21 protein-coding genes and 1 tRNA gene are annotated in these 20,941 nt (G+C 72.4%); 11 read left to right on the top strand and 11 right to left on the bottom strand.

The window, feature by feature from the left end; all coding sequences use genetic code 11:
• The first annotated feature begins 55 nt into the window (after positions 1-55).
• From ligD (QRT04_RS00110) to QRT04_RS00095, 4 genes are all read left to right on the top strand, one after another.
• Positions 56-982, top strand: coding sequence for a non-homologous end-joining DNA ligase (gene ligD / locus QRT04_RS00110; RefSeq protein ID WP_326522468.1), 927 nt, complete (start codon positions 56-58; stop codon positions 980-982).
• A gap of 37 nt (positions 983-1,019) precedes the next feature.
• Positions 1,020-1,898: a non-homologous end-joining DNA ligase gene (ligD, locus tag QRT04_RS00105; RefSeq protein WP_289452848.1), complete on the top strand. Its 879-nt coding sequence runs from the start codon at positions 1,020-1,022 to the stop codon at positions 1,896-1,898.
• Positions 1,899-1,966: 68 nt separating this feature from the next.
• Positions 1,967-2,536 carry a Dps family protein gene (locus QRT04_RS00100; RefSeq protein ID WP_289452847.1) on the top strand — a complete coding sequence of 190 codons (570 nt, stop codon included), beginning with the start codon at positions 1,967-1,969 and terminating at the stop codon, positions 2,534-2,536.
• Positions 2,533-3,717 carry an App1 family protein gene (locus tag QRT04_RS00095; RefSeq protein ID WP_289452846.1) on the top strand — a complete coding sequence of 395 codons (1,185 nt, stop codon included), beginning with the start codon at positions 2,533-2,535 and terminating at the stop codon, positions 3,715-3,717. The genes QRT04_RS00100 and QRT04_RS00095 overlap by 4 nt, the downstream gene beginning before the upstream one ends.
• Positions 3,718-3,817: 100 nt before the next feature.
• On the opposite strand, the gene QRT04_RS00090 is transcribed toward QRT04_RS00095, so the two are convergent.
• Complete coding sequence (locus QRT04_RS00090) at positions 3,818-4,024, bottom strand: hypothetical protein (RefSeq protein ID WP_289452845.1); 207 nt, start codon at positions 4,022-4,024, stop codon at positions 3,818-3,820.
• 239 nt (positions 4,025-4,263) lie between these two features.
• On the opposite strand from QRT04_RS00090, the gene QRT04_RS00085 reads away from it, so the two are divergent.
• From QRT04_RS00085 to QRT04_RS00075, 3 genes are all read left to right on the top strand, one after another.
• The gene (locus QRT04_RS00085; protein WP_289452844.1) at positions 4,264-7,068 is read left to right on the top strand and encodes a cellulose binding domain-containing protein; all 2,805 of its coding nucleotides are present in this window, start codon (positions 4,264-4,266) and stop codon (positions 7,066-7,068) included.
• 141 nt (positions 7,069-7,209) lie between these two features.
• Positions 7,210-8,694, top strand: coding sequence for a malate dehydrogenase (quinone) (gene mqo / locus QRT04_RS00080; protein WP_289452843.1), 1,485 nt, complete (start codon positions 7,210-7,212; stop codon positions 8,692-8,694).
• Positions 8,691-8,957 (top strand): hypothetical protein, encoded by a 267-nt coding sequence (locus QRT04_RS00075; protein WP_407653512.1) that lies wholly within the window; start codon positions 8,691-8,693, stop codon positions 8,955-8,957. Before mqo ends, QRT04_RS00075 begins: the two co-directional genes overlap by 4 nt.
• An 86-nt stretch (positions 8,958-9,043) precedes the next feature.
• On the opposite strand, the gene QRT04_RS00070 is transcribed toward QRT04_RS00075, so the two are convergent.
• The 4 genes from QRT04_RS00070 to QRT04_RS00055 all read right to left on the bottom strand — a co-directional run bounded on the left by QRT04_RS00070 (position 9,044) and on the right by QRT04_RS00055 (position 12,166).
• Positions 9,044-10,489 carry an HNH endonuclease signature motif containing protein gene (locus QRT04_RS00070; RefSeq protein WP_289452842.1) on the bottom strand — a complete coding sequence of 482 codons (1,446 nt, stop codon included), beginning with the start codon at positions 10,487-10,489 and terminating at the stop codon, positions 9,044-9,046.
• Positions 10,490-10,775: 286 nt separating this feature from the next.
• A complete protein-coding gene (locus QRT04_RS00065; protein ID WP_289452841.1) occupies positions 10,776-11,129 on the bottom strand; it encodes a DUF2277 domain-containing protein in 354 nt (117 codons plus the stop codon).
• 9 nt (positions 11,130-11,138) lie between these two features.
• Complete coding sequence (locus QRT04_RS00060) at positions 11,139-11,699, bottom strand: methylated-DNA--[protein]-cysteine S-methyltransferase (RefSeq protein WP_289452840.1); 561 nt, start codon at positions 11,697-11,699, stop codon at positions 11,139-11,141.
• The gene (locus QRT04_RS00055) at positions 11,696-12,166 is read right to left on the bottom strand and encodes an RNA polymerase sigma factor (protein WP_289452839.1); all 471 of its coding nucleotides are present in this window, start codon (positions 12,164-12,166) and stop codon (positions 11,696-11,698) included. The genes QRT04_RS00060 and QRT04_RS00055 overlap by 4 nt, the downstream gene beginning before the upstream one ends.
• A gap of 60 nt (positions 12,167-12,226) precedes the next feature.
• Here QRT04_RS00055 and QRT04_RS00050 point away from each other — a divergent pair, with 60 nt between their 5' ends.
• Positions 12,227-13,195, top strand: coding sequence for a pirin family protein (locus QRT04_RS00050; RefSeq protein WP_289452838.1), 969 nt, complete (start codon positions 12,227-12,229; stop codon positions 13,193-13,195).
• A 90-nt stretch (positions 13,196-13,285) separates the two neighbouring features.
• Complete coding sequence (locus tag QRT04_RS00045; protein WP_289452837.1) at positions 13,286-14,905, top strand: esterase/lipase family protein; 1,620 nt, start codon at positions 13,286-13,288, stop codon at positions 14,903-14,905.
• 9 nt (positions 14,906-14,914) lie between these two features.
• On the opposite strand, the gene QRT04_RS00040 is transcribed toward QRT04_RS00045, so the two are convergent.
• From QRT04_RS00040 to QRT04_RS00030, 3 genes are read right to left on the bottom strand one after another with little or no spacing between them, the layout of a single operon-like run.
• Positions 14,915-15,622 (bottom strand): anti-sigma factor family protein, encoded by a 708-nt coding sequence (locus tag QRT04_RS00040; RefSeq protein WP_289452836.1) that lies wholly within the window; start codon positions 15,620-15,622, stop codon positions 14,915-14,917.
• Positions 15,619-16,125 (bottom strand): sigma-70 family RNA polymerase sigma factor, encoded by a 507-nt coding sequence (locus QRT04_RS00035; RefSeq protein ID WP_289452835.1) that lies wholly within the window; start codon positions 16,123-16,125, stop codon positions 15,619-15,621. Before QRT04_RS00035 ends, QRT04_RS00040 begins: the two co-directional genes overlap by 4 nt.
• A gap of 48 nt (positions 16,126-16,173) precedes the next feature.
• The gene (locus QRT04_RS00030; protein ID WP_289452834.1) at positions 16,174-16,554 is read right to left on the bottom strand and encodes a VOC family protein; all 381 of its coding nucleotides are present in this window, start codon (positions 16,552-16,554) and stop codon (positions 16,174-16,176) included.
• Between the two features lie 156 nt (positions 16,555-16,710).
• Here QRT04_RS00030 and QRT04_RS00025 point away from each other — a divergent pair, with 156 nt between their 5' ends.
• Complete coding sequence (locus tag QRT04_RS00025) at positions 16,711-17,283, top strand: COG4315 family predicted lipoprotein (protein ID WP_289452833.1); 573 nt, start codon at positions 16,711-16,713, stop codon at positions 17,281-17,283.
• A gap of 108 nt (positions 17,284-17,391) precedes the next feature.
• Positions 17,392-17,465, top strand: a tRNA-Pro gene (locus tag QRT04_RS00020).
• A gap of 496 nt (positions 17,466-17,961) precedes the next feature.
• Here QRT04_RS00020 and QRT04_RS00015 read toward each other — a convergent pair.
• The 3 genes from QRT04_RS00015 to QRT04_RS00005 form a co-directional block, all read right to left on the bottom strand.
• Positions 17,962-18,102, bottom strand: a complete 141-nt coding sequence (locus tag QRT04_RS00015; protein WP_289452832.1) for a hypothetical protein — start codon at positions 18,100-18,102, stop codon at positions 17,962-17,964.
• Between the two features lie 716 nt (positions 18,103-18,818).
• Positions 18,819-19,559, bottom strand: coding sequence for an RHS repeat-associated core domain-containing protein (locus QRT04_RS00010; protein WP_289452831.1), 741 nt, complete (start codon positions 19,557-19,559; stop codon positions 18,819-18,821).
• Positions 19,556-20,593, bottom strand: a complete 1,038-nt coding sequence (locus tag QRT04_RS00005) for a hypothetical protein (protein ID WP_289452830.1) — start codon at positions 20,591-20,593, stop codon at positions 19,556-19,558. The genes QRT04_RS00010 and QRT04_RS00005 overlap by 4 nt, the downstream gene beginning before the upstream one ends.
• Positions 20,594-20,941 lie beyond the last annotated feature (348 nt).

Here is a 20,941-nt window from a genome sequence, read left to right as displayed (position 1 = left end):
GCCCGTTCGCCGCTCGTTCTCCGCCCCTTCTGGGCAGGATGGACCCGTGGAGCCCATGCTCGCCACCCCTGCACCGCAGGTCGGCGCCCTGCCGCGCGGCCGGGAGTGGGCCTACGAGGTCAAGTGGGACGGCGTCCGGGCACTCGCGGACACCACCGGCGAGCGGCTGCGGCTGTGGAGCCGCAACGAGCGTGACGTCACCGTCGCGTACCCCGAGCTGGGCGGTCTCGCAGACGTTCAGGGCGCGCTCCTGGACGGCGAGATCGTGCTGCTGGCGGACGGCGTGCCCTCGTTCGCGGCGCTCGCGGAGCGGATGCACGTGCGTGACGCGCGACGGGCCGCGGCGCTCGCCGCCCGGCGGCCGGTGACGTACGTGGTGTTCGACGTGCTGCGGCTGTACGGCGTCGACCTGACCCGCAGCCCCTACGACGAGCGCCGCGCGACGCTCGAGCGGCTCGACCTGCCGGAGAACGTGCAGCTCTCCCCCGTCTACACCGACGGCGAGGACCTGTGGCGCGCCACGGCGGACCACGGCCTCGAGGGCGTCGTGGCCAAGCGCCGCGACTCGCTCTACCAGCCGGGACGCCGGTCGGGCGACTGGGTGAAGTCCGCGCACCGCCGCACGCGCGCCGCGCTCGTCGCGGGGTGGAAGGACGAGTCGACGGGCTCGGGCCGGCTCGGCTCGCTCATCGTCGGGGCACGCGACGGTGCGGGCGAACTCCGGCTGCTCGGCTCGGCGGGAAGCGGGCTGACGGGCGCGCGTGCGAGCGAGATCGAGCGGCTGCTGCGCGGGCGCGAGGTCGCCGCGCCGCCCTTCACCGAGCAGGTCCCCGCCGCGGACGCGCGTGGCGCGCACTGGACCGAGCCCGAGCTCGTCGTCGACCTCCGCTATCTCGGCCGGACGCCCACCGGTCGCCTCCGCCAGCCCGTGGTGCGCGGGCTGCGCACCGACACCGACGCCGACCCGTGGGAGCAGCCGTGACGCCGTACCGACCCGCCGACGCACGTCAGGAGGACGCGTGAGCCCCGAGCGACAGGTCGTCGACGTCGGCGGCCGCCCCGTGCGCGTCACACACCTCGACAAGGTGCTGTTCCCCGCCACGGGGACGACGAAGGCTGAGGTCATGGACTACCTCGTCCGCGTCTCCCCCGCGCTCCTGGCGCAGCTCCGCGACCGTCCGGTCACGCGCATCCGGTGGCCCGACGGCGTCGAGGGCGGCAAGTTCTTCGAGAAGAACGTGCCACGCGGCGCCCCGGACTGGCTGCGGCACCGGGTGCTGCGAGCCGCGCCCGGCGCCGAGGACGAGGGCGCCGAGCTCGACCTCCCGTTCATCGACGACCTCGCGGGCCTGATGTGGGCGGCGAACTCGGGCGCGCTCGAGCTGCACACGCCGCAGTGGACCGTCGGGCCGCGCGGAGCGGTGCGCCGTCCCGACCGCCTCGTCGTCGACCTCGACCCCGGACCGCCCGCGGGGCTCGACGCCTGCGCGAAGGTCGCGCACCTCGTCGCGGACCGGCTGCGCGCCGACGGGCTCGAGACCACCGTGCCCGTGACGTCGGGCAGCAAGGGCATGCAGCTGTACGCGCCGCTCCCGGGTCGGCGCAGCGTGCTCGAGGTGCGGCAGTACGCGCACGACGTGGCGTACGAGCTCGCGGCCGCGCACCCCGCACTCGTCGTCGCCGTCATGCGCAAGGAGCTGCGCGGCGGGAAGGTGCTGATCGACTGGTCGCAGAACCACCCGGCGAAGACGACGATCACGCCCTACTCGCTCCGGGGCCGCGAGACACCGCATGTCGCCGCGCCGCGCTGGTGGGACGAGATCGGCCCGGGACTCGCGCAGCTGACCCCCGACGAGGTCGCCGGACGCCTCGAGCGCGACGGCGACCCGTTCGCGTGACGCCCTCCGATGGCGGCTGACCCCTCCGTCCGGCAGCGTTGAGCCATCACCCCTGCGAAGGAGCTCACATGGCCCGCAACTCCCTGCCGAAGTACACGGTCCCATCGCTGACGCCCGAGGTGGGCGCCGAGGTGGCCGCGATCCTCCAGCAGCGCCTCGACGCTCTCAACGACCTCGCCCTGACACTCAAACACATCCACTGGAACGTCGTGGGCCCGCACTTCATCGCGGTCCACGAGATGATCGACCCGCAGGTCGACGCGGTCCGGGAGATGGTCGACCAGATCGCGGAGCGCATCGCCACGCTCGGCGTCGCACCGGTCGGGACCCCCGGCGCGCTCGTCAAGAACCGCACGTGGGACGACTACGCGATCGGCCGGGACAGCGCGATCGCGCACCTCGGTGCGCTCGACGAGGTCTACATCGGAGTCATCACGGACCACCGCAAGGCGGCGGGCGACACCGAGGAGAGCGACCCCGTCACGAACGACATGCTCATCGGCCACCTGCACGGCCTGGAGCTCTTCCACTGGTTCGTGCGCGCGCACCTGGAGTCGGCCGGCGGCGCGCTCGCCACCGAGGGCGCACAGACCGAGCAGTCCGCCGCACGGAAGGCCGCGCGCAAGGAGTCTGCGTGACCCGACCCGGAGGCGACCGGCCCGCCGCCCCTCGGGACGGCGGGCCGGTCCTCCGTGCGGGCCGGCCCTGGGCTCGCGCCGAGGGGACGGCCCACCCCGCGGCGCCGGTGCGCCGGCTGCACGTCGCCGCGCGTGTCGAAGACCGCTTCGACCGGCGCGTCGCGAACCTGCTCCGCGCCCGCGGATGGACCGTCCGGATCGAGCCGTACGTCGGCTACGGCGCGCCGGGCTGGGTGCGCGTGCTGGCCCGGACGCTGCTCGCGAGCCCGCGCGTCCGCGACGCCGACCTGCCCGGCGCCGGTGGTGCCGCGCAGGCGGGCTCGACGTCCGCGCGCGCGCTGCGCGGCTGGCGGTCGTTCGCGACGGCGCAGGTCGCAGGCGCCGTGCTCGAGGTCCAGGTCGGCGACCGCCGCCACCGCGTCGTGACCGACCGCGGCGGCTACCTCGACATCGTCCTGGAGTCCGACCTGGAGCCCGGCTGGCACGACGTGTTCGTGACCGGTGCCGACGGCTCGCGCGCCGCCGCTCCCGTGCACGTCGTCGATCCCGCGGCTCGGCTCGGCATCGTCTCCGACATCGACGACACGGTGATGGTCACGCGTCTGCCTCGACCGTTCGTCGCCGCGTGGAACGTGCTCGTCCGGCACGAGAACGCGCGCGAGCCGGTGCCCGGCATGGCGCGGCTCTACGACACCGTGCTCGCCCACCACCCGGAGGCGCCGGTCGTGTACGTCTCGACCGGCGCGTGGAACGCCGCACCCGCGATCGGGCGGTTCCTGCGCCGCGCCGGCTACCCCGCGGGCCCGCTGCTGCTCACCGACTGGGGGCCGACCAACACGGGCTGGTTCCGCAGCGGGCCCGCGCACAAGGCCGCGCAGCTGCGGCGGCTGTTCGCCGAGCTGCCCGACGTCCGGTGGCTGCTCGTGGGTGACGACGGCCAGCACGACCCCGAGATCTATGCGCGGGCCGCGGAGGCGTACCCCGACCACGTGCGCGGCATCGCCATCCGGCAGCTCACCTTCTCCGAGCACGTGCTGGCGCGCGGCCTCCCGGGGCCGACGAGCGAGTCGGTCCGTGCGGAGGCGAACGCCCGGCGCGACGGGATCCCCGTGCTGCTCGGGCCCGACGGTGACGCGCTGCTGCGCCTGGCCCGACTGCGCGGCGTGCGGCTCGACGACTGACGGGCGCTGCGTTCGTCAGGGGCGCCGACGCCCGCTGTCGCGCCGCGGTGCCACCACGCGCTCTCCCTCGCGGCCGGGCTGGGTCGCGGCGCCGGCCGGCTCAGAGCCGCGCGGGGTCGTCCCAGTCGTCGCGGCTGGCGATCGCCTCGTCGTCGGGCTCGAGCTCGACGCCGAGGAGCGAGCGCGGCGCACGGGCGGGGTCGCCGCCTGATCGGGCGTCTGCCGCGGCGAGCTCCGCCTCCGGGGTGACCGGATCGGCGAGGTGCTCGGCGGCGGGATCGGAGGTGAGGTCGCGGTGGCGGGTCATGCCACGGTTCTACCCCGCCGCGGCGCGCACGGCACCCGCGACCGGCCGGATTTACACACCGTTCATGAGTCCGGTCGCGGTTCCCCCCGGCCGTCCACCGCATCGGCGAAACGCTTCGACGCCTCCACCCCGTTTGAAGCGCTTCGATACTTTCGCGCCGACCGCGAGCCGGCCGCCGCCGGACGCGTCGGGCCGCGCCACCGAGGTCGTGGTCATCGCCTCGACCGAAGGAGCAACCGATGCGCCTCCCCACGTCCCGGGCCACGAGCGGCCCACGCCATCGCGGGTCGGCGCCCGCAGCGACGCGTCGGCGGGCCGGCGCAGCGCGCGGCGCGGCTGCGCTCGCGGCCGGTGCCCTGCTCGCCGCCGGCGCGGTCCTCGCGTCGACCGCGTCGCAGGCGGCGACCACCGGCACCGGATACACCTGGGGCAACGTCCAGGTGGTCGGCGGCGGGTTCGTGCCGGGCATCGTGTACAACCAGGGCGAGCAGGGCCTCGTCTACGCGCGCACCGACATCGGCGGTGCGTACCGGTTCGACCAGAGCAGCAAGACGTGGACGCCTCTGCTCGACAGCGTCGGCTGGGACGACTGGGGCCACCTCGGGGTGCTCAGCCTCGCGGCCGACGCGATCAACCCGAACAAGGTGTTCGCCGCCGTCGGCATGTACACGAACAGCTGGGACCCGAACAACGGCGCGATCCTGCGATCGAGCGACCGCGGCGCGACCTGGCAGAAGTCCGACCTGCCGTTCAAGGTCGGCGGCAACATGCCGGGCCGCGGCCAGGGCGAGCGCCTGCAGATCGACCCCAACGACGACCGCGTCCTCTACCTCGGCACCGAGGGCGGCAACGGCCTGTGGCGCAGCACCGACTCGGGTGTCACGTGGTCCAAGGTGGCGTCGTTCCCGAACGCCGGCACCTACGTGCAGGACCCGTCCGACGCGAGCGGCTACCTGGCGGGGAACCAGGGAGTGCTGTGGGAGGCGTTCGACCCGACGAGCGGCACGAAGGGCTCGCCGTCGAGGACGGTCTACGTCGGCGTCGCGGACAAGAACCACCCCGTGTACCGGTCGACCGACGCCGGCGCGACCTGGCAGGAGGTCGGCGGCACGCCGACGGGCTACCTGCCGCACAAGGGCGTGTTCGACGCCGCCGGCAAGCAGCTGTACGTCGCGACGAGTGACACCGGCGGCCCCTACGACGGCGCCAAGGGCCAGGTGCTGCGGCTCGACCAGGCGACCGGCGCCTGGACGGACATCTCCCCCGTGGCCGCCTCGAGCAGCGACGACTACTTCGGGTACAGCGGCCTGACGATCGACCGGCAGCACCCGGACACGATCATGGTCGCGACGCAGGTCTCGTGGTGGCCGGACGCGATCTTCTTCCGGTCGACGGACCGCGGGAGGACGTGGACCCGGATCTGGGACTTCGACGGGTACCCGTCGCGCACGCTGCGGTACACCCAGGACATCTCGGCGGCGCCGTGGCTGACGTTCGGCACGCAGCCGCAGGACCCGGTGCCGAGCCCGAAGCTCGGCTGGATGACGGAGTCGTTCGAGATCGACCCGTTCGACTCGAACAGCTTCCTGTACGGCACGGGCGCGACCGTCTACGGCGGCAGCAACCTCACGGCGTGGGACACCGGCGGCAAGGTCGACATCTCCGTCAAGGCGCGGGGCATCGAGGAGACCGCGGTGCTCGACCTCGCGGCGCCCCCGGGCGCGACCGAGCTGATCTCGGCGCTCGGCGACATCGGCGGGTTCGTGCACAGCGACATCACCAAGGTCCCGTCGACGTACTGGAGCGCGCCGATCTTCACGTCCACCACGTCGGTCGACTTCGCCGAGAAGTCGCCCTCGACCGTCGTGCGCGTCGGCAACGGTGACACGGGCGTCGCGCACATCGGCGTCTCGACGTCGGGCGGCAGCTCGTGGTGGGCCGGCCAGGAGCCGCCCGGCGTGACCGGCGGGGGCACGGTTGCGGTGGGCGCGGACGGCGGGCGCATCGTCTGGAGCCCGGACGGCGCGGGCGTGTACGTCTCGACCACGCTGGGTTCGAGCTGGACGAGGTCCACCGGGGTGCCCGTCGGCGCGAGCGTGCGGGCCGACCGTGTCGACCCGAAGACGTTCTACGCGTTCTCGAACGGCACGGCCTACGCGTCGACCGACGGCGGCGTGACGTTCACGGCGTCGAGCGCGGTCCTGTCGAAGACCGGCCGGCTCGCGCCTGTCCCCGGCCACCAGGGCGACGTCTGGTTCGCGGGCAGCGACGAGAAGGGCACGCCGGGCGTGTGGCGCTCGACCGACGCCGGCCGGACCTGGAGCAAGGTCGGCGCGATCACGGCGGCGAAGAGCGTCGGCTTCGGCAAGGCGGCGCCCGGCGCGTCCTACCCCGCCATCTACACGATGGCCAAGATCGGCGGCGTGGCGGGCGTGTACCGGTCGACGGACGGGGGCGCGACGTGGGTCCGCATCAACGACGACCAGCACCGGTACGGCAACGCGGGCGACGTGATCACGGGCGACCCCGACGTCTACGGCCGTGTCTACCTCGGCACGAACGGACGCGGCATCGTCGTCGGCAACCTCACGGGCAGCGACCCGACGCCGACCACGACGCCGTCGACGACGCCCACGTACACGCCGAGCACGACCCCCACCCCGACAACGACCCCGACGCCCACCGTGACGCCCACCGTGACGCCGACGCCGACCCCGACGCCGACGACCGGCGGCACGTGCAAGGTCACGTACTCGACGTCCGACTGGAACAGCGGCTTCACGGCGTCGGTGCACATCGCGAACACGGGAGCCTCGGCGATCAACGGCTGGAGGCTGACGTTCGCGTTCACCGCGGGCCAGACGGTGACGAACGGCTGGTCGGCGACGTTCAGCCAGACGGGCTCGGCCGTGACGGCGACGGCCGCGGCGTGGAACGGCACCATCGCGCCGGGCGGCTCGGTCGACATCGGGTTCAACGGCTCGCACACCGGCTCGAACCCGCGGCCGGCGTCGTTCGCGCTCAACGGCACGACCTGCTCGTGACGAAGCTCGGCGCCCGCTGAGGGCTGCGAGAGTGGGGATGGGTGGGCGTGCGAGGCGCGCGCCCACCCATCCCATGACTTCGTGACGAGGATCACAGATCCCTCGTCGTGAAGATTCTCGACGTCAACTTACGATCGAAACGTGCTGGATCGGAACGCAGACGTCGACGTACTCCTCGTAGGTGGCGGGATCATGAGCGCCACGCTCGCGGCGCTCCTCACGACCCTCGAGCCGAGCTGGACGATCGAGCTGCACGAGCGCCGGGGCGCGCTCGCCGAGGAGAGCTCGAACCCGTGGAACAACGCGGGCACCGGCCACGCGGCCCTCTGCGAGCTGAACTACACGCCGGAGAAGCCCGACGGCACGATCGACATCGCCAAGGCCGTCACGATCAACGAGCAGTTCGAGCTCTCGCGCGAGCTCTGGCACTACCTCGCGGCGGCGAACCGGCTGCCGGAGGGCACCGGCTTCCTGACGAACACCCCGCACCTGACGTTCGTGCGCGGCGAGGCCAACGCGGACTACCTGCGCCGCCGCTACGAGACGCTGCGCCGCCACCCCCTCTTCTCGGACCTCGAGTTCAGCACCGACCCCACGCAGATCGCGCAGTGGGCGCCGCTGCTCGTGGCCGACCGCGACCCGTCCGAGCCGATCGCCGCCACGCGTGCGGCCGCCGGCACCGACGTCGACTTCGGCGCCCTGACCCGCTCGCTGGTGGCGGACGCCGAGCGTCGTGGCACCCGCGTGCACCTCGAGAGCGAGATCACCCGTCTCCACCAGCGCAAGGACGGCACCTGGCGCGTGACGGTCCGCGACCGGCGCTGGAACGGACGGCGCAAGCCGCGCACGGTGACGGCGCGCTTCGTGTTCGTCGGCGCCGGCGGCGGCGCGCTGCCGCTGCTGCAGAAGTCCGGCATCCGCGAGGCGCGCGGCTACGCGGGCTTCCCCATCAGCGGGCAGTTCCTGCGCACGACCGACCCGACGCTCGTCGCCCAGCACCAGGCGAAGGTCTACGGCAAGGCCGACATCGGCGCGCCGCCCATGTCGGTGCCGCACCTCGACACCCGCGTGGTCGAGGGCAAGACGGCCCTGCTGTTCGGCCCGTACGCCGGCTGGTCGATGAAGTTCCTGAAGCACGGCTCGTGGCTCGACCTCGTCACGTCGATCCGGCCGGGCAACGTCGTGCCGATGCTGCAGGTCGGCGCGCGCAACCTCGACCTGCTCAAGTACCTGATCGGCGAGGTCACCGCGACCGAGACCGACCGGCTGCGCACGCTCCGGGCGTTCATGCCCACGGCGCATCCCAAGGACTGGGAGCTCATCACCGCAGGCCAGCGCGTGCAGGTCATCAAGAAGGACGCCGTCAAGGGCGGCGTGCTCGAGTTCGGCACCGAGCTCGTGACGTCGGCCGACGGCTCGATCGCGGGCCTGCTGGGCGCCTCCCCCGGCGCCTCGACGGCGGTCGCCACGATGCTCGACCTGCTCGACCGCTGCTTCCCCGACCGCGCCGACTCGTGGCGCCCGGCCCTGCAGCGGATGATGCCGAGCCTCGGCGGCGGCGCGTGGGACGAGTCGTTCGAGCTCGACCAGCTCGTGGACGACGAGTCCGTACACTCCGAGGGGTGAGCGACGCCGTCAGTGCCGGGATGCGCCGGGCGAAGGTCCAGGCGGCGACCGAGCACACGACGGTCGGCTTCGTCGAGCAAGCTGCCGACGGCTCCGTGACGATCGAGTGCGCGTGCGGCATGCGCCTGACCAACGGTCCGACCTGGTCGCTCGACGAGCACATCCGGCTGCACCGCGCGGAGGCGCGATTCCTCGCGCTCGCCGCGGTGGCACCCGAGGGCATCCCGCGGCTCGTCGGCTGGCCGCTCGCCGAGCACGCCTGAGGCAGGGACAGCGACGGAGTCGGCGCGCCGCGACCTACGCGTGCTGCTCGCGGCGCGGCTCAGGCCTCCCGTGGTGAGGTCTCGGCTTACCTCTGTCGCCGCACGCGGGACTGTCCAGCCGCCGTTGGGCCGCCCGGCCTGGATGGTCGCCAGCGACCCGCGCGGTCGAGCCACCCCGGAGCCTTGATCCACGGGAGGCCGTCGACCATGCGGATGGCCCAGCCGGACGTCTCGAGCGTGCGGTGATGGTGCCAGCACAACAAGGTCCCGTTGTCGGTCGTCGTTCCGTCCGGGTCGTCCGCGTGCGGGACGACGTGGTGGACCTCGCACCAGGCCGCCGACACGTGGCAGCCCGGGATGACGCAGCCACCGTCACGCAGTGCGATCGCCCGGCGCTGGGCGCCGGTGAAGCACCGCTCGGAGGACCACAGCCCGACGATGCGCCCCGCAGCGTCGATCCCCACTCGCTGGACGGCTCCGGCGCAGCCGACGTGGCGTGCGGCCGTGATGCTCAGGGCCGTGCCGTCGTCGGTCTGCGCCGCGCCCTCACCGCTCACGAGGTCGGACTCGCGTGCGACCACGACGAGCGTGGGAGCGTTGCCCGCCACGGAGGGCGCGTCGACGACGCGCGCCGCCACGTTGAGCGCGGTCGCCAGCACGTCGTGCATCACCTGTGCGCGACTGCGCGTCTCGGCCGGCGCACCGTCGCCGTCGGCGGCGTCATCCGGCACACAGTCACCTGGAGCTCTCGTCGGGTCCGGCACGGGCTCGGTGCGCGGGCTGGTCCACGCGTCGGCGTACGTCCGGAGCATCGCCGCGACCTGCGGCAGGAGCAGACCCGTGACGGGCACCAGACCGCGCCGCGGCCGGTGGAGCGCCATGAACCGCCGCTCCTCGTCGCGCTCGTCAGGCGCACTCCCGTCGGGATCGAGGTACTCCGCCCACACCTTGGCCTGCACGCGCACCGTGTCCGCGTCGATCACCGGCGGCGCCGCGCCGCCGATTGCCCCATCTGCACGATGCTCCGGCTCGTCGGTCCACGTCTCCGTCGCCGCAGCGACGAGATCGGCCTCGGCCGCCGCGGCGTGCGACGGGTCTGCGACCCCCAGCGTCGGCTCGAGCGTCGTCACGATCGCCTGCGCCGCCTCGACACCGAGATCGCCTGCGGCAAGTGACTCGGCCACCGCCGGGAACCGCGCGGGGATCTCGCCGCCGGCGAGCCCGACGTCGGCTCGAGTCGCGAGCCCGAGCCGGATACGACGGCCCGCGCTCGCGCCGGACACTCCCGTCGCCCGCTGCACGAGTTCGGCGCCGTTCCGGCAGCCCCTTCGGGCTGACAGCCGCTCACCCCCGAGCTCGCGACGCGACCGGTGCGCCACCTCGGCCGCCAGGCGAACGCCTGCCGCGTCGACGAACCGGGCCAGGGACTCCACCTCGGTGAGGATCCGCACCAGCTCGTCGTCGGACAGCGAGACCGCGTCCAGCGCACGCCGCACCACCCCACATGGGTCACGCGGCGCGGATTCGTACATACGTGCGATTCTACGCGATCCCGGGCGAGATAACCAGGCCTGACCTGCAGAAACGTATCCACAGTCATGTACCTGTGGGCGGCTCGTGGCCGCCGTCAACAGCGGCACAGGTCTCGGGCGGCCGCGCCCACGCAGGCCCCCGCCAGGGTTCGCCAGCGCCCGCCTCGTGCCAGGCCTGCCCAACCGGGCCGCCGAGCCGGTGCTGCACGCGCCTGAGGTGGGTACCGAGGTGCCGTCGGCGGACGCCGGTTCGGCGTCGTCACGTCACCAGCCCGGCCTCAGCCCGTCAGTGCCCGACGCGCATCGCCCCGTCGGCGTCGTGCGTGTGCGCCAGCCCGAGCTCGTGCGCCCGCTCGTGCTCCTCGCGCACGGCCATGCGTGCGGCGATCCGCGCCTGGACCTCGGCGCGCCGGAGCGGCGGGACGGTGGTGGGCGGGTTCCGCCGCGCGGGCAGCTCGTCGAGCAGCCGCGCCGTGATCGCCGCGATCTCCGCGACCGCCGCCTCGAACGGGTCGCGCGTCGCCGCGCTGAGCTGCTGGACGCCTGTCACCTTGCGCACGTACTGGCGGGCGGCGGCCTCGATCTCGGCGTGGCTGGCGGGCGGCTCGAGGCCGCGCAGCGTGGTGATGTTCCGGCACATGCCTCGACGCTACGCCCGCCGTTCGAGCGCGAGGAGGGCGAGCTTGGCGTCGTCTCCCCCGGCGTACCGACCGGGCGAGCCGTCGGAGCGGACCACGCGGTGGCACGGCACGACGACCGGCAGCGGGTTGAGCGCGCACGCCGTGCCGACCGCGCGCACCGCCCGCGGGCTGCCCGTCAGCGCGGCGACCTGCGCGTAGCTCGCCGTCCGGCCGTACGCGATCGACGGCAGGTGCTCGACGACGGACCGCCGGAACCCGCGCGCCAGCCGCAGGTCGAGCGGCACGTCGAACGCCTCACGCCGGCCCGCGAAGTACTCGTCGAGCTCGCTCGCGACGTCGTCGAGCGCGCGCGGCGCCTCGAGCACGCGCGGGCTCACCTCGTCGGAGAGCTCCTGCAGCGCGGCGTCGTGGTCCTGGACGGCGAACGCGACGCGGACCAGGCCGGCAGGCGTGCGGGCGAGCAGCAGCGGGCCGACCGGGCTGTCCACGGTCCGGTACGCCACGTCGAGCAGCCCCTCGTCGGCCGCGGATCGCACGAGCCTCTCGTGCAGGGCGGCGAGCTCCGTCATGACTCCTCCTCGATCGGGTAGGTGCGGCGCAGGGTGGCGATGCCGTCGGCGGCGGCTCGGCGTGCCGCCGCCGCGGTGCCGCCGAGCAGGGCTGCGACCTCGTCGTACGGCAGCCCGGCGAGGTGGTGGTAGGCGACCGCGTGGCGCTGCTTCGGCGGGAGGTCGCCGAGCGACCGCCAGAGGTCGAGGTCCCGCGCGCCGTCCGGCACCGGCCGGTCGGGCAGCTCGGCGACCGGTACGGCGTGACGCGCGTCGCGGCGCACGACGTCGATCGCCTTGCGACGCGCGATCGTCACGAGCCACGCCTCGACGTTGGCGTCCGCCGGCAGCTCCGGGTAGGCGCGCAGCGCGGCGAGGAACGTCTCCGACCACGCGTCCTCGGCGTCGGCGCCGCGCAGCACGGACCGGCAGACGCGCAGCACGGTCGGGCCATGGCGCGCGACCACGCGCTCGAACGGTTCGGTCACCCTCACAGTGTGCAGACGCGCGTGGTCGGCCGGACGTGAGGTCCGCGGCAGGATGGCGTCATGACGAACCTCGAGACGCGGCCGGTGCCCGAGCTCTGCGACGCGCACGCGCGGTTGGGGCCCGTCATCGAGCGGTACGACGAGCGCGAGGTCCCGCTCGGCGGTCTGCGGGCGATGCCGGTGCGGCGCACGCTCCCCCACCGCGACCTGCCGCTCGTCGGTGCGTGGTGCTTCCTCGACGAGTTCGGCCCCGACCACCACGACATGCGCGTGCTGCCGCACCCTCACACCGGACTGCAGACCGTGACGTGGCCCGTCGTCGGCGAGATCCGGCACCGCGACAGCCTCGCCTCCGACCTCGTCGTGCGGCCCGGGCAGCTCAACCTCATGACGGCGGGGCGGGGCGTCTCGCACTCGGAGTTCTCGCTCGGCGACGCCCCGCTGCTGCACGGCGTCCAGCTCTGGGTGGCGCTGCCCGATGGCGTGGCCGACGCCGGCGCGGCGTTCCAGCAGGTCACGGACCTGCCGGTGCTGGAGGTGCCCGGCGCGCGCGCGACTGTGGTGGTCGGTGGGCTCGACGGGCTCGCGTCGGCCGCGGTCGTGCACACGCCGCTGCTCGCGCTCGACGTGACGGTCGACCCGGGCGCGGACGTCGCGCTGCCGCTGGACCCGACGTTCGAGCACGCCGTGCTGGTGCTCGACGGTGCCGCGCGCGTCGCGGGCGTCGAGCACGCACCGCACGCGCTGCTGTACCTCGGTGACGGGCGCGCCGAGCTCGGCGTCGCGTCCGCCGGCGGCGCGCGCCTGCTGGTGCTCGGCGGAACGCCGTTCGACCACGACCTCGTCATGTGGTGGAACTTCGTCGGGCGCACGCACACCGACATCGCCGCAGCGCGCGCGAACTGGGAGTCGCCCGACGCGGCCGAGCGGTTCGGGCTCGTCGACGGCCACGGTGGGGCTCGCATCCCCGCTCCGCCGCTCCCGGACGTCACCCTCCGCCCGCGGCGCCGCCGGCACCCGCCCCGCTGATCGCGCCCGGTATCACCCGGTATCACCCGATCCGCGGCACACTCCTGAGGAACGACCCGCAACGTCGCGGGCCCCGACGGGAGGGTTGCCATGACCTATCCGGGCGACGGGCGGCTGCCCGTCATCTACGTTCGCGGCTACGCCGGCGGGCCGTCCGGCATCGACAAGGCGGTCGACGACCCGTTCTACGGCTTCAACGAGGGCTCGGTGCAGGTCCGCGTCGACGGCGCCGACCGGGCGGTCTTCCACCAGTTCGAGAGCCCGCTGCTGCGACTGCTCATGGACCACGGGTACGAGCTGATCGTGCAGGGCGACCAGCTCGCGTACCTCCAGGCGCAACAGGCCGGGACGGTTCCGGCCGCGACGATCTGGGTGCACCGGTTCTACGACGAGTTCGCTCCGGGGCTGACGAAGGACCCGAACGCGTTCAGCATGGAGCGCGCCGCCCAGAGCCTCGTCGACCTCGTGCTGCTGGTGCGCAAGCAGACCGGTGCGCCGCGCGTGTTCCTGGTCGCGCACTCGATGGGGGGCCTCGTCGTGCGCGCGGCGGTCCAGAAGACGATCCCGGACAGCCCGACGCTCGGCGGGACGCTCGACGCGGCGCGCGCGTTCGTCGACCGCGTCTTCACCTACGCGACGCCGCACGGCGGCATCGACTTCGCGATCGGCGGCGGCCTGCTCGAGAAGCTGCGCGACACGCTCAACCCGATGGGCGCCGACATCTTCGGGGCCGAGCGGATGGCGCAGTACCTGACGCCGAACCTCGCCGGGCCCCCGTCGGCGAAGGGCTTCGAGGGCACCGTCATGCCAGCCGGCGGGTTCCCGCTCGACCGGCTGTTCTGCCTGGTCGGCACGGACGCGAAGGACTACGCGGTCGGGCTGGGCCTGCCGGCGAAGGTCGTGGGCCCCCGGAGCGACGGGCTCGTGCAGTTCGACGACGCGGCCGTGCAGGGCGCGCCCCGCGCGCTCGTGCACCGCAGCCACTCGGGCCCGTTCGGGATCGTGAACTCCGAGGAGGGGTACCAGAACCTGCGGCGGTTCCTGTTCGGCGACATCGAGGTCACCGCGACGCTCACCGACGTCCACCTGCCCGGCACGCTCGACGACGGCGTCGACTGGCAGCTCGAGACCGCGCTCTCGATCCGCGGCCTGCCCGTCATGCTCCACGAGCAGAGCACGGCGTATCTGTGCCCGATCCAGATCGAGCGGCCCGCCACCGAGGACAGCCCGTCGACACCGGTCCCGCTGGTCCGCACCTACCTCTCCACGGCGGCGCGACGCCCCACCGACGCGCAGGGCCAGCCGGCGCCGACGATGCGGCACGTGCTCCAGCTGCGGCTGCTCTCGCTCCGGCGGCGCGGCGGGTTCCTCTCGTTCGTCGACCACCTCGAGCAGACCGCGGACTGGGCGGACGTGCTGGTGGTGGACATCCAGGCGACCTCGGCGACGCCGCACGCGTGGGCCGTGTGGAACTCCGACCTGACGACGCCGATCAGCGACTGGGCGCCCGACCCGGCGCGCGACGCCCCGCTGACGGACGAGGACCCCGCGGCCGGCGTGTGGCGCGCCCGCGTGCCGGTGCCCGCCAACGCGCACGGGATGCTCGGGCCGGATGCGGCAATCACGCTCGAGGTGCGACCACGCGCGACGCTCGACCTCGCCGAGCACCCCGCCGGTCCGACCGCGGCCGCCCCCGTCGGCACCGCCTAGCCCGTCGCGTCAGACGTGCGCCACGGCGAGCGGCGAGGCGGAATCCGTCGTGCGGATCTCGATGCTCCGGATGCTCGCCGTCGGCACGCTCGTCGAGGCGCCCAGGCCGTGCGCGCTGCCGCCGTGCGCCGCCCACGTGGCGACCACCGTCGGGGTCCCGTCGGCCTGCACGACCACGAGCTCGTACGTCGGCTCGTAGTCGGCGGGCAGACCACCGGCTCCCGGGGCCGGGTACGTGCACGACCAGTCGAGGCGCGTGCCCCAGGCGCGCGCGGACATCGTCAGGTCGGCCTCCACGCCGGACGCGTCGGCGGCCTGCAGCTGCAGGTGCTGCGCCGCGACGGTGACGCTCGGCGCGGGCGAGCCATGGTCGCCCGCTGCCGCGAAGCCGCCCGCGACGCCACCGACCAGCAGCACGCCCGCTGCCGCGGCCACGAGCGTCGTCCGCCGGCGCCGGTGCCGCCGCGCGGAACGCGCCACGTCCGCGATCGGGATGACGTCGGCCAGCCCCGGAGCATCCGCGTCGTGCGCCGACGCGCCCGCCTCGTCGGCGGGGAGCAGCCGCAGCACGCCCGGGATGCCCGCGAGCTCCGCCACGGCCTCGCGGCACTCGTCGCACGTCCGCAGGTGGTCCTCGTACGCACGCCGGTCGGCCGGCTCGAGCGCCCCGAGCACGTAGGCCGCGTCCCACTCCCGGAACGGATCCGGCGACGTCATGGCGTCACGCCCCTCTCCTGCAGGGCCAGGCGCAGCGCGCGCAGGCCGTAGTGCAACCGCGACTTGACGGTTCCCTCCGGGATGCCGTTCTCGCGCGCGAGCTCCGCCGTCGAACGGCCGCCGTAGTACGCGCCGACGACGACCGCACGGTGCTCGGGCGTCAGTTGCGCGAGCGCGTCCCCTACGAGCCAGGCGTCGAGCACGCGCTGCGTCTCGTCGTTCTGGCTGCGCTCCGGCACGCGGTCCGTCGCGAGCTCGCGGCGGTGCCACGCGGTGCGCCGGTCGTCGACCACGAGGTTGTGCGCCACGGTGAACAGCCACGCCCGCGCCCCGTCGTCGTCACGCTCGAAGACCTCCGGGTGCCGCCACGCGCGCAGCATCGACTCCTGCACCACGTCCTGCGCGAGCGCGTCGTCACCCGTCAGCCGCATCACGTAGCGGTGCAGTGGGCGCGCGTACGCGTCGTGCAGCGCGCGCAGCAGCTCGTCCGGCTCGGCGCCCACGTCCACCTCCGTCCCTCGCCCGTGCAACGTCCCACGGGCGGGAACGGTTCACTCCATGGACTCGATGTTCAGGAAGTTCCCGTCGGGATCCGTGAACCAGGCGGACTTGTTGCCGCCGCCCTCGAGCACGCCGTCGTGCCACTCGCCCTCCGGCACGTCGAACGTCGCGAACTCGACCCCGGCCGACCGCAGCGCCGCGGCCTCGGCGTCGAACTTCGCGGGGTCGATCTGGAACGAGATGACCGTCGCCTTGTTGCTGCCCGCGAAGCCCGACGGGTAGACGAGGAACGGGCCCGACGCCGTGCCGTAGATGACGCCCTCGGGCGCCGGTCCGGTGCTGGAGAACCCCAGCTTCCCCTCGTAGAACGCGCGCGCCCGGTCCAGGTCGCTCACCGCGATCACCGGGATGGCCTTCGCATCCGAGAGCATCGTCGCCTCCTTGCCGGGCCGCCGACCACCGGCGCACCGGCCAGTCGAACGTACGCCCGTCCGCCCTCCCGCTCGCAGGTGGTTGAACCCCTCGCGCACCACCGCCGTGGACAGCGTGTGCCGCCGGGTGGCGGCGGCCAACGAGGGAGGCTCGTCATGCGCACCACCTACTTCCGCAGCCTGCTGGCGGTTGCGGCCGTCGCGACACTCGCCGCGTGCTCGGGGACGTCAGGGGGCTCCGGGTCCGGCTACGGCGGAGGCGGCGCCGCGACGCAGAACGCTGCGCCGGCAACGGCCAACGTCCAGGACAACGGCATGGGGTACGGCTCCGGCTCGACCACAGGAGCCAAGGGCGGAGCGGCGGCCGCGGCGAGCGGCGACGCGCTCATGACCGCCGGCACGTCGCTCGGCACGATCGTCGTCGACGGCAAGGGGATGACGGCGTACGTCTACGACAAGGACACCAAGGGCACGAAGCAGAGCGCCTGCACCGGCGTGTGCCAGCCGCTGTGGCCCGCGATCGAGTCGTCGTCGACGACGCCGACCGTCAAGGGCGTCACCGGCACCGTCGCCACGATCACCGGAGTCGACGGCAAGCCGCAGGTCACGCTGAACGGCTGGCCGCTGTACACGTTCGCGGGCGACGCGAAGGCGGGCGACACGAGCGGACAGGGCTACCAGGACCTGTGGTCGGTCATCTTCCCCGACGGCACGCCCAAGGGCGACTGAGCCGCGCCGTTACCGGCGCCGGGCGGTGGAGGGACCGGTCGGCGCCGGTAACGCGTGCAGGTTGCCGGCCCGAGGTGAGATAGAGTCTCCCCGGCCCTCCGGGGCCATCGGGCTGTGGCGCAGCTTGGTAGCGCACTTGACTGGGGGTCAAGGGGTCGCAGGTTCAAATCCTGTCAGCCCGACCGCGAAAGCCCAGGTCAGCGGCTTCTGGGAGTCATTCTAGGACGTCGCTGACCTGGGCTTCGTCGTGTTCGGGAAACATCTCGGGAAACATCTCCGCGCCGGACGTGGACGGACGACAGCCATCCGCTGCGGACGACAGCCCGTCGTAACAGCCACTTGATGGTCGTCTGAGGTCGCTACGTAGCACCTTGTGAGGCAAACCCCCGGCGCCGGTAAGTCGCCCCGCATGGGTGTGGGGCTGGTCGAGCCGCGGAGACTCGAACCCCTGTCCCCCTGAAAGACGGGAGCCGAATCCGGCCCTCGCTGGCTCGCGGGATTTCTCGCGCGTTCTCGCATCATCTGGCCAAACGCCGAGATCAGCCGGCGCTTGCGTCCTTCGAGTATCGCTCGATCTCGCGCCAACGCGGAACACCTCGAGTCCGCTCGCGGCGAATTTGTGGCCAGTTTCTGGCCAGTTCTTGTCCATCGCGGGTTGGCCACCCGCAGCTCGCCGGGCTAGCCGTCGAGCCTGGCGCGTATGAACCAGGTGCCGGACTCCGGATCGACGCCGTCGGCCTGCGGCGCATGCGGCGCACCGACGACAGAGATCCACTCGCGGTCCGCGCCGGTGATCACCAGGTCGAGGTCGTTCGTCAAACCCACGAGCCGGTACCGACCCCCGGGCGTCGAAGTGCGCGGTCGATGCTTTGGCTGCCGGTGTGACACGCGGTTGTAGGTGTTCGAGAAGCATTGTGCGCCAGCACCAACGGACCCTGCGCGCGAAAGCACGCCGGACGGCGTCCCTGACGTACAGACTACCGGCGCCCTTTGCAGGCAGTCGGACCGCCGTACCGGCCGCAGTCGGGCCGGCGCTCCTCCAGTCTCCAGACGCTGCGTCGCACCGGCGCTAATGGCTCCGGCCGCCAGTGAGATCGCCCCACAGAGCTGCGCACAGCGACCCAGGAATGAACTCGGCGTTCAGGGTGGCCCTGCCACCCTATTTCGCCAACTTCTTCAAGTGCCACCAATTGCCCGCCAGATCAAACCTGTTAACCCGATCCTGCGGATACACACAGGTGGCTACTGCTACGGGGGAAACACCGCGTCCCGGAACTTCCCCACATCAACCCAAGGCGGACCAGCCTCCGGCGGCGCGCTCTTTGCGAAATAAAGCAGCACCTGGTCCCACGTATCGGCCCAGTGATTGTAAGCCTCTGAACCATCTGGCTTCTCATACAAGATGTCCCAGCCTCGGTCGAGCGCTTCACCGCCGTGCTCGTCACGGGGTCGCTCGATGCGCAACTCGAAGCCGGCGAACCTAGAATCGCTGGGAAAGGTCGCCGTGACGTTGGGTCTGGGTTTGTTTTCCGCTGTCATTCGAGCGCCCTAACGTGGTAGTTCGAAATGCCCCTCTTTTCAAAGTTCGCGACCCGTCCGGAAGGAAACCTTCCCTTGTAGTTCTTGAGTTGGGGAGATCGATAGATCCGCGACGCACCGCGGCTTTTTAGGCCGATCTTAGGCCCGGTTCCATGGTTGCTCCGGATCGCACGCCCCCCTCGGGTCCAAACTCGTCCCGCCCAGCCGATCGCTCGCTCTGACGCCATCGCGCCCCCGTCGTCGCCTACAGCTGTGGACGCAGCCCTCACGATCATGAACGCTGCGTCGGCGTCTTCAGCAAAGGCAGCTACTGCAGGCAGCGCTTCCGGCGCCAACACAAACAGTGCCGCGATCGCGACTCCGATGGCGACAGCTTTCCAGTGCCTGTGCCACCACTTCCTGACTCCCCACTGCCCACTTACGTCGAACTGGTTAATGGGGTCTTGCGGGTACGCGTAGGCGGTGGAGTTACCGCCCGGCACCGGGTCCATCGATGTGAACTGTCCAGTGACCGAGTTGTACAGCCGCACTCCCATCAGGACGAGGCCGGAGCCGTCGGCGGAGCGCTGCTTTGCGCCGAGCCATCCGTAGGAGAGCGCACCCGTGTTGAGCCTGGTGCTGGTGTCGACGGGGTTACCGTCGGCGTCGCCGTTCTGGTCGGTGGTCTGGTTGCCGTACTCGTCGTAGCACGCGACGGCGCCGAGCAGCGCCCCGGATGCATCGGTCGGGACTGTCATCGAGCTGACCGTGTCGCCGTGCGGGTCGGCGAGCGCGAGCGAGGCGACACCACCGGTGACGGTGAGACCGAGGTCACCGCCGATGGACGACCCGTCACGCTCACGACCGCGCCCGCGGTGGCGTAGGAGGGGTTGTCGGAGTCGTCGCCGTAGTCGCGCGTCGTGTCGACGGGGTTCGCGGTGGGTGTGGTCACCGTTGAGGTCGCTCGCCGACCAGAGGGGTCCAGCTTGTACGTCGTGGTCGTGCTTCCCGAGGTGATGCTGCGGGCGGCGTCGGTGTCGTAGTAGCCGATCGTGATGTCCTGGCCCGTGCCGCTCTGTCCGAGAGTCTCGGCCTGCTGGTTGGCCGGTGCGTCGCCGGCGGGAACGCGCGTGGCGCGACCGAGCGCGTCGAACGTGTAGGCGGTTGTCCCACCCGCCTGCGTCGTGGTCGATGTCGGGTTGCCGTTGGCGTCGGTGTCGTAGGTGTCCGTGGTGATCTGGGCCTCGTTGCTGGCCCGGTCGGCGTCGTTGTAGCTCCACTTCTTGTCGACGTTGAGGAGCTTGGCGCTGCTGTTGGTGCAGTCGTCGCCGTCGTAGCTGGTGATCACCTGCTCGGTGCGGTTGCCGTTGACGTCGAAGCCGTAGGTCCGCGCCTGGCACGTCTCGCCGCGCGAGTCGGTGGCGCTGAGGAGCCGCGACGCATTGTCATACCCATACGTCAGTGTCCGGCCGACCGTGGTGCCGTTGGACGACGCGTTGGTCTCGAGGCCGATGGTGCGGCCCTGGACGTCGGACGTGATCGTCCAGGCGAGCATCGGCGTCGGGTCGCCGTTGCTCGCTGTCCCCCAGTACCCCAGCGCAGTCAGCTGGCCATCGCGGGAGTAGGACTCCTTCTGCGTCACCTTGCCGGGCATGCCCTGCTCGGTCAGGTCCCCGAACCCGTTGAAGGTGGCGGTGTACACGTACGGAACTCCGCCGACCGTGGTGGTCTGCTTCGTGACGTTGCCTGAGGTGTCGTAGTCGTTGTCCGTAGAGGACTGGTCATCGCTCACGATGTCGACTGACCCGGCGCCGGGGGCGCCCGAGGGGATGTAGGTGGTGTGAGTCACCTTGTGGTTGGCGTCGGTGTAGTCCGTGACCCGGCCCCACTGGTCATGGGCGGTGGAGAGTCGGCCTGTCTCGGCGCCGCTGCTCGGGTCCCGGCTCGCCGTGTAGTCGACGAGCCCCTGACTGTCGTAGTCGGTGTACGTGTCATCGACGGGCGTCGAACCGGCCGCTGAACCGCCCCGGGTTCAGTGGAGGCTCGGTTCTCTGGTTTCGGCCGTCGTGACGGCCGGGTTCTGACGGTAGTAGTTCGCTTCGTGCTCGGCTGGCGGGATGTCGCCGAGCTCGGTGTGCAG

It is taken from the genome of Cellulomonas alba (genome assembly GCF_030362835.1).
Classification (GTDB): Bacteria; Actinomycetota; Actinomycetes; order Actinomycetales; family Cellulomonadaceae; genus Cellulomonas; species Cellulomonas alba.
This window is presented reverse-complemented; position numbering and strand designations above follow the sequence as displayed.

What these genes read in the sequence shown, in the direction of transcription:
- QRT04_RS00065 (WP_289452841.1), bottom strand. Translation starts at nt 11,129, where the DNA reads ATGTGCCGGAACATCACCACGCTGCGCGGCCTCGAGCCGCCCGCCAGC.
- ligD (WP_326522468.1), top strand. Translation starts at nt 56, where the DNA reads ATGCTCGCCACCCCTGCACCGCAGGTCGGCGCCCTGCCGCGCGGCCGG.
- QRT04_RS00010 (WP_289452831.1), bottom strand. Translation starts at nt 19,559, where the DNA reads ATGACAGTCCCGACCGATGCATCCGGGGCGCTGCTCGGCGCCGTCGCG.
- QRT04_RS00050 (WP_289452838.1), top strand. Translation starts at nt 12,227, where the DNA reads ATGACGAACCTCGAGACGCGGCCGGTGCCCGAGCTCTGCGACGCGCAC.
- QRT04_RS00070 (WP_289452842.1), bottom strand. Translation starts at nt 10,489, where the DNA reads ATGTACGAATCCGCGCCGCGTGACCCATGTGGGGTGGTGCGGCGTGCG.
- QRT04_RS00060 (WP_289452840.1), bottom strand. Translation starts at nt 11,699, where the DNA reads ATGACGGAGCTCGCCGCCCTGCACGAGAGGCTCGTGCGATCCGCGGCC.
- QRT04_RS00045 (WP_289452837.1), top strand. Translation starts at nt 13,286, where the DNA reads ATGACCTATCCGGGCGACGGGCGGCTGCCCGTCATCTACGTTCGCGGC.
- QRT04_RS00090 (WP_289452845.1), bottom strand. Translation starts at nt 4,024, where the DNA reads ATGACCCGCCACCGCGACCTCACCTCCGATCCCGCCGCCGAGCACCTC.
- QRT04_RS00025 (WP_289452833.1), top strand. Translation starts at nt 16,711, where the DNA reads ATGCGCACCACCTACTTCCGCAGCCTGCTGGCGGTTGCGGCCGTCGCG.
- QRT04_RS00030 (WP_289452834.1), bottom strand. Translation starts at nt 16,554, where the DNA reads ATGCTCTCGGATGCGAAGGCCATCCCGGTGATCGCGGTGAGCGACCTG.
- QRT04_RS00040 (WP_289452836.1), bottom strand. Translation starts at nt 15,622, where the DNA reads ATGACGTCGCCGGATCCGTTCCGGGAGTGGGACGCGGCCTACGTGCTC.
- QRT04_RS00100 (WP_289452847.1), top strand. Translation starts at nt 1,967, where the DNA reads ATGGCCCGCAACTCCCTGCCGAAGTACACGGTCCCATCGCTGACGCCC.
- QRT04_RS00085 (WP_289452844.1), top strand. Translation starts at nt 4,264, where the DNA reads ATGCGCCTCCCCACGTCCCGGGCCACGAGCGGCCCACGCCATCGCGGG.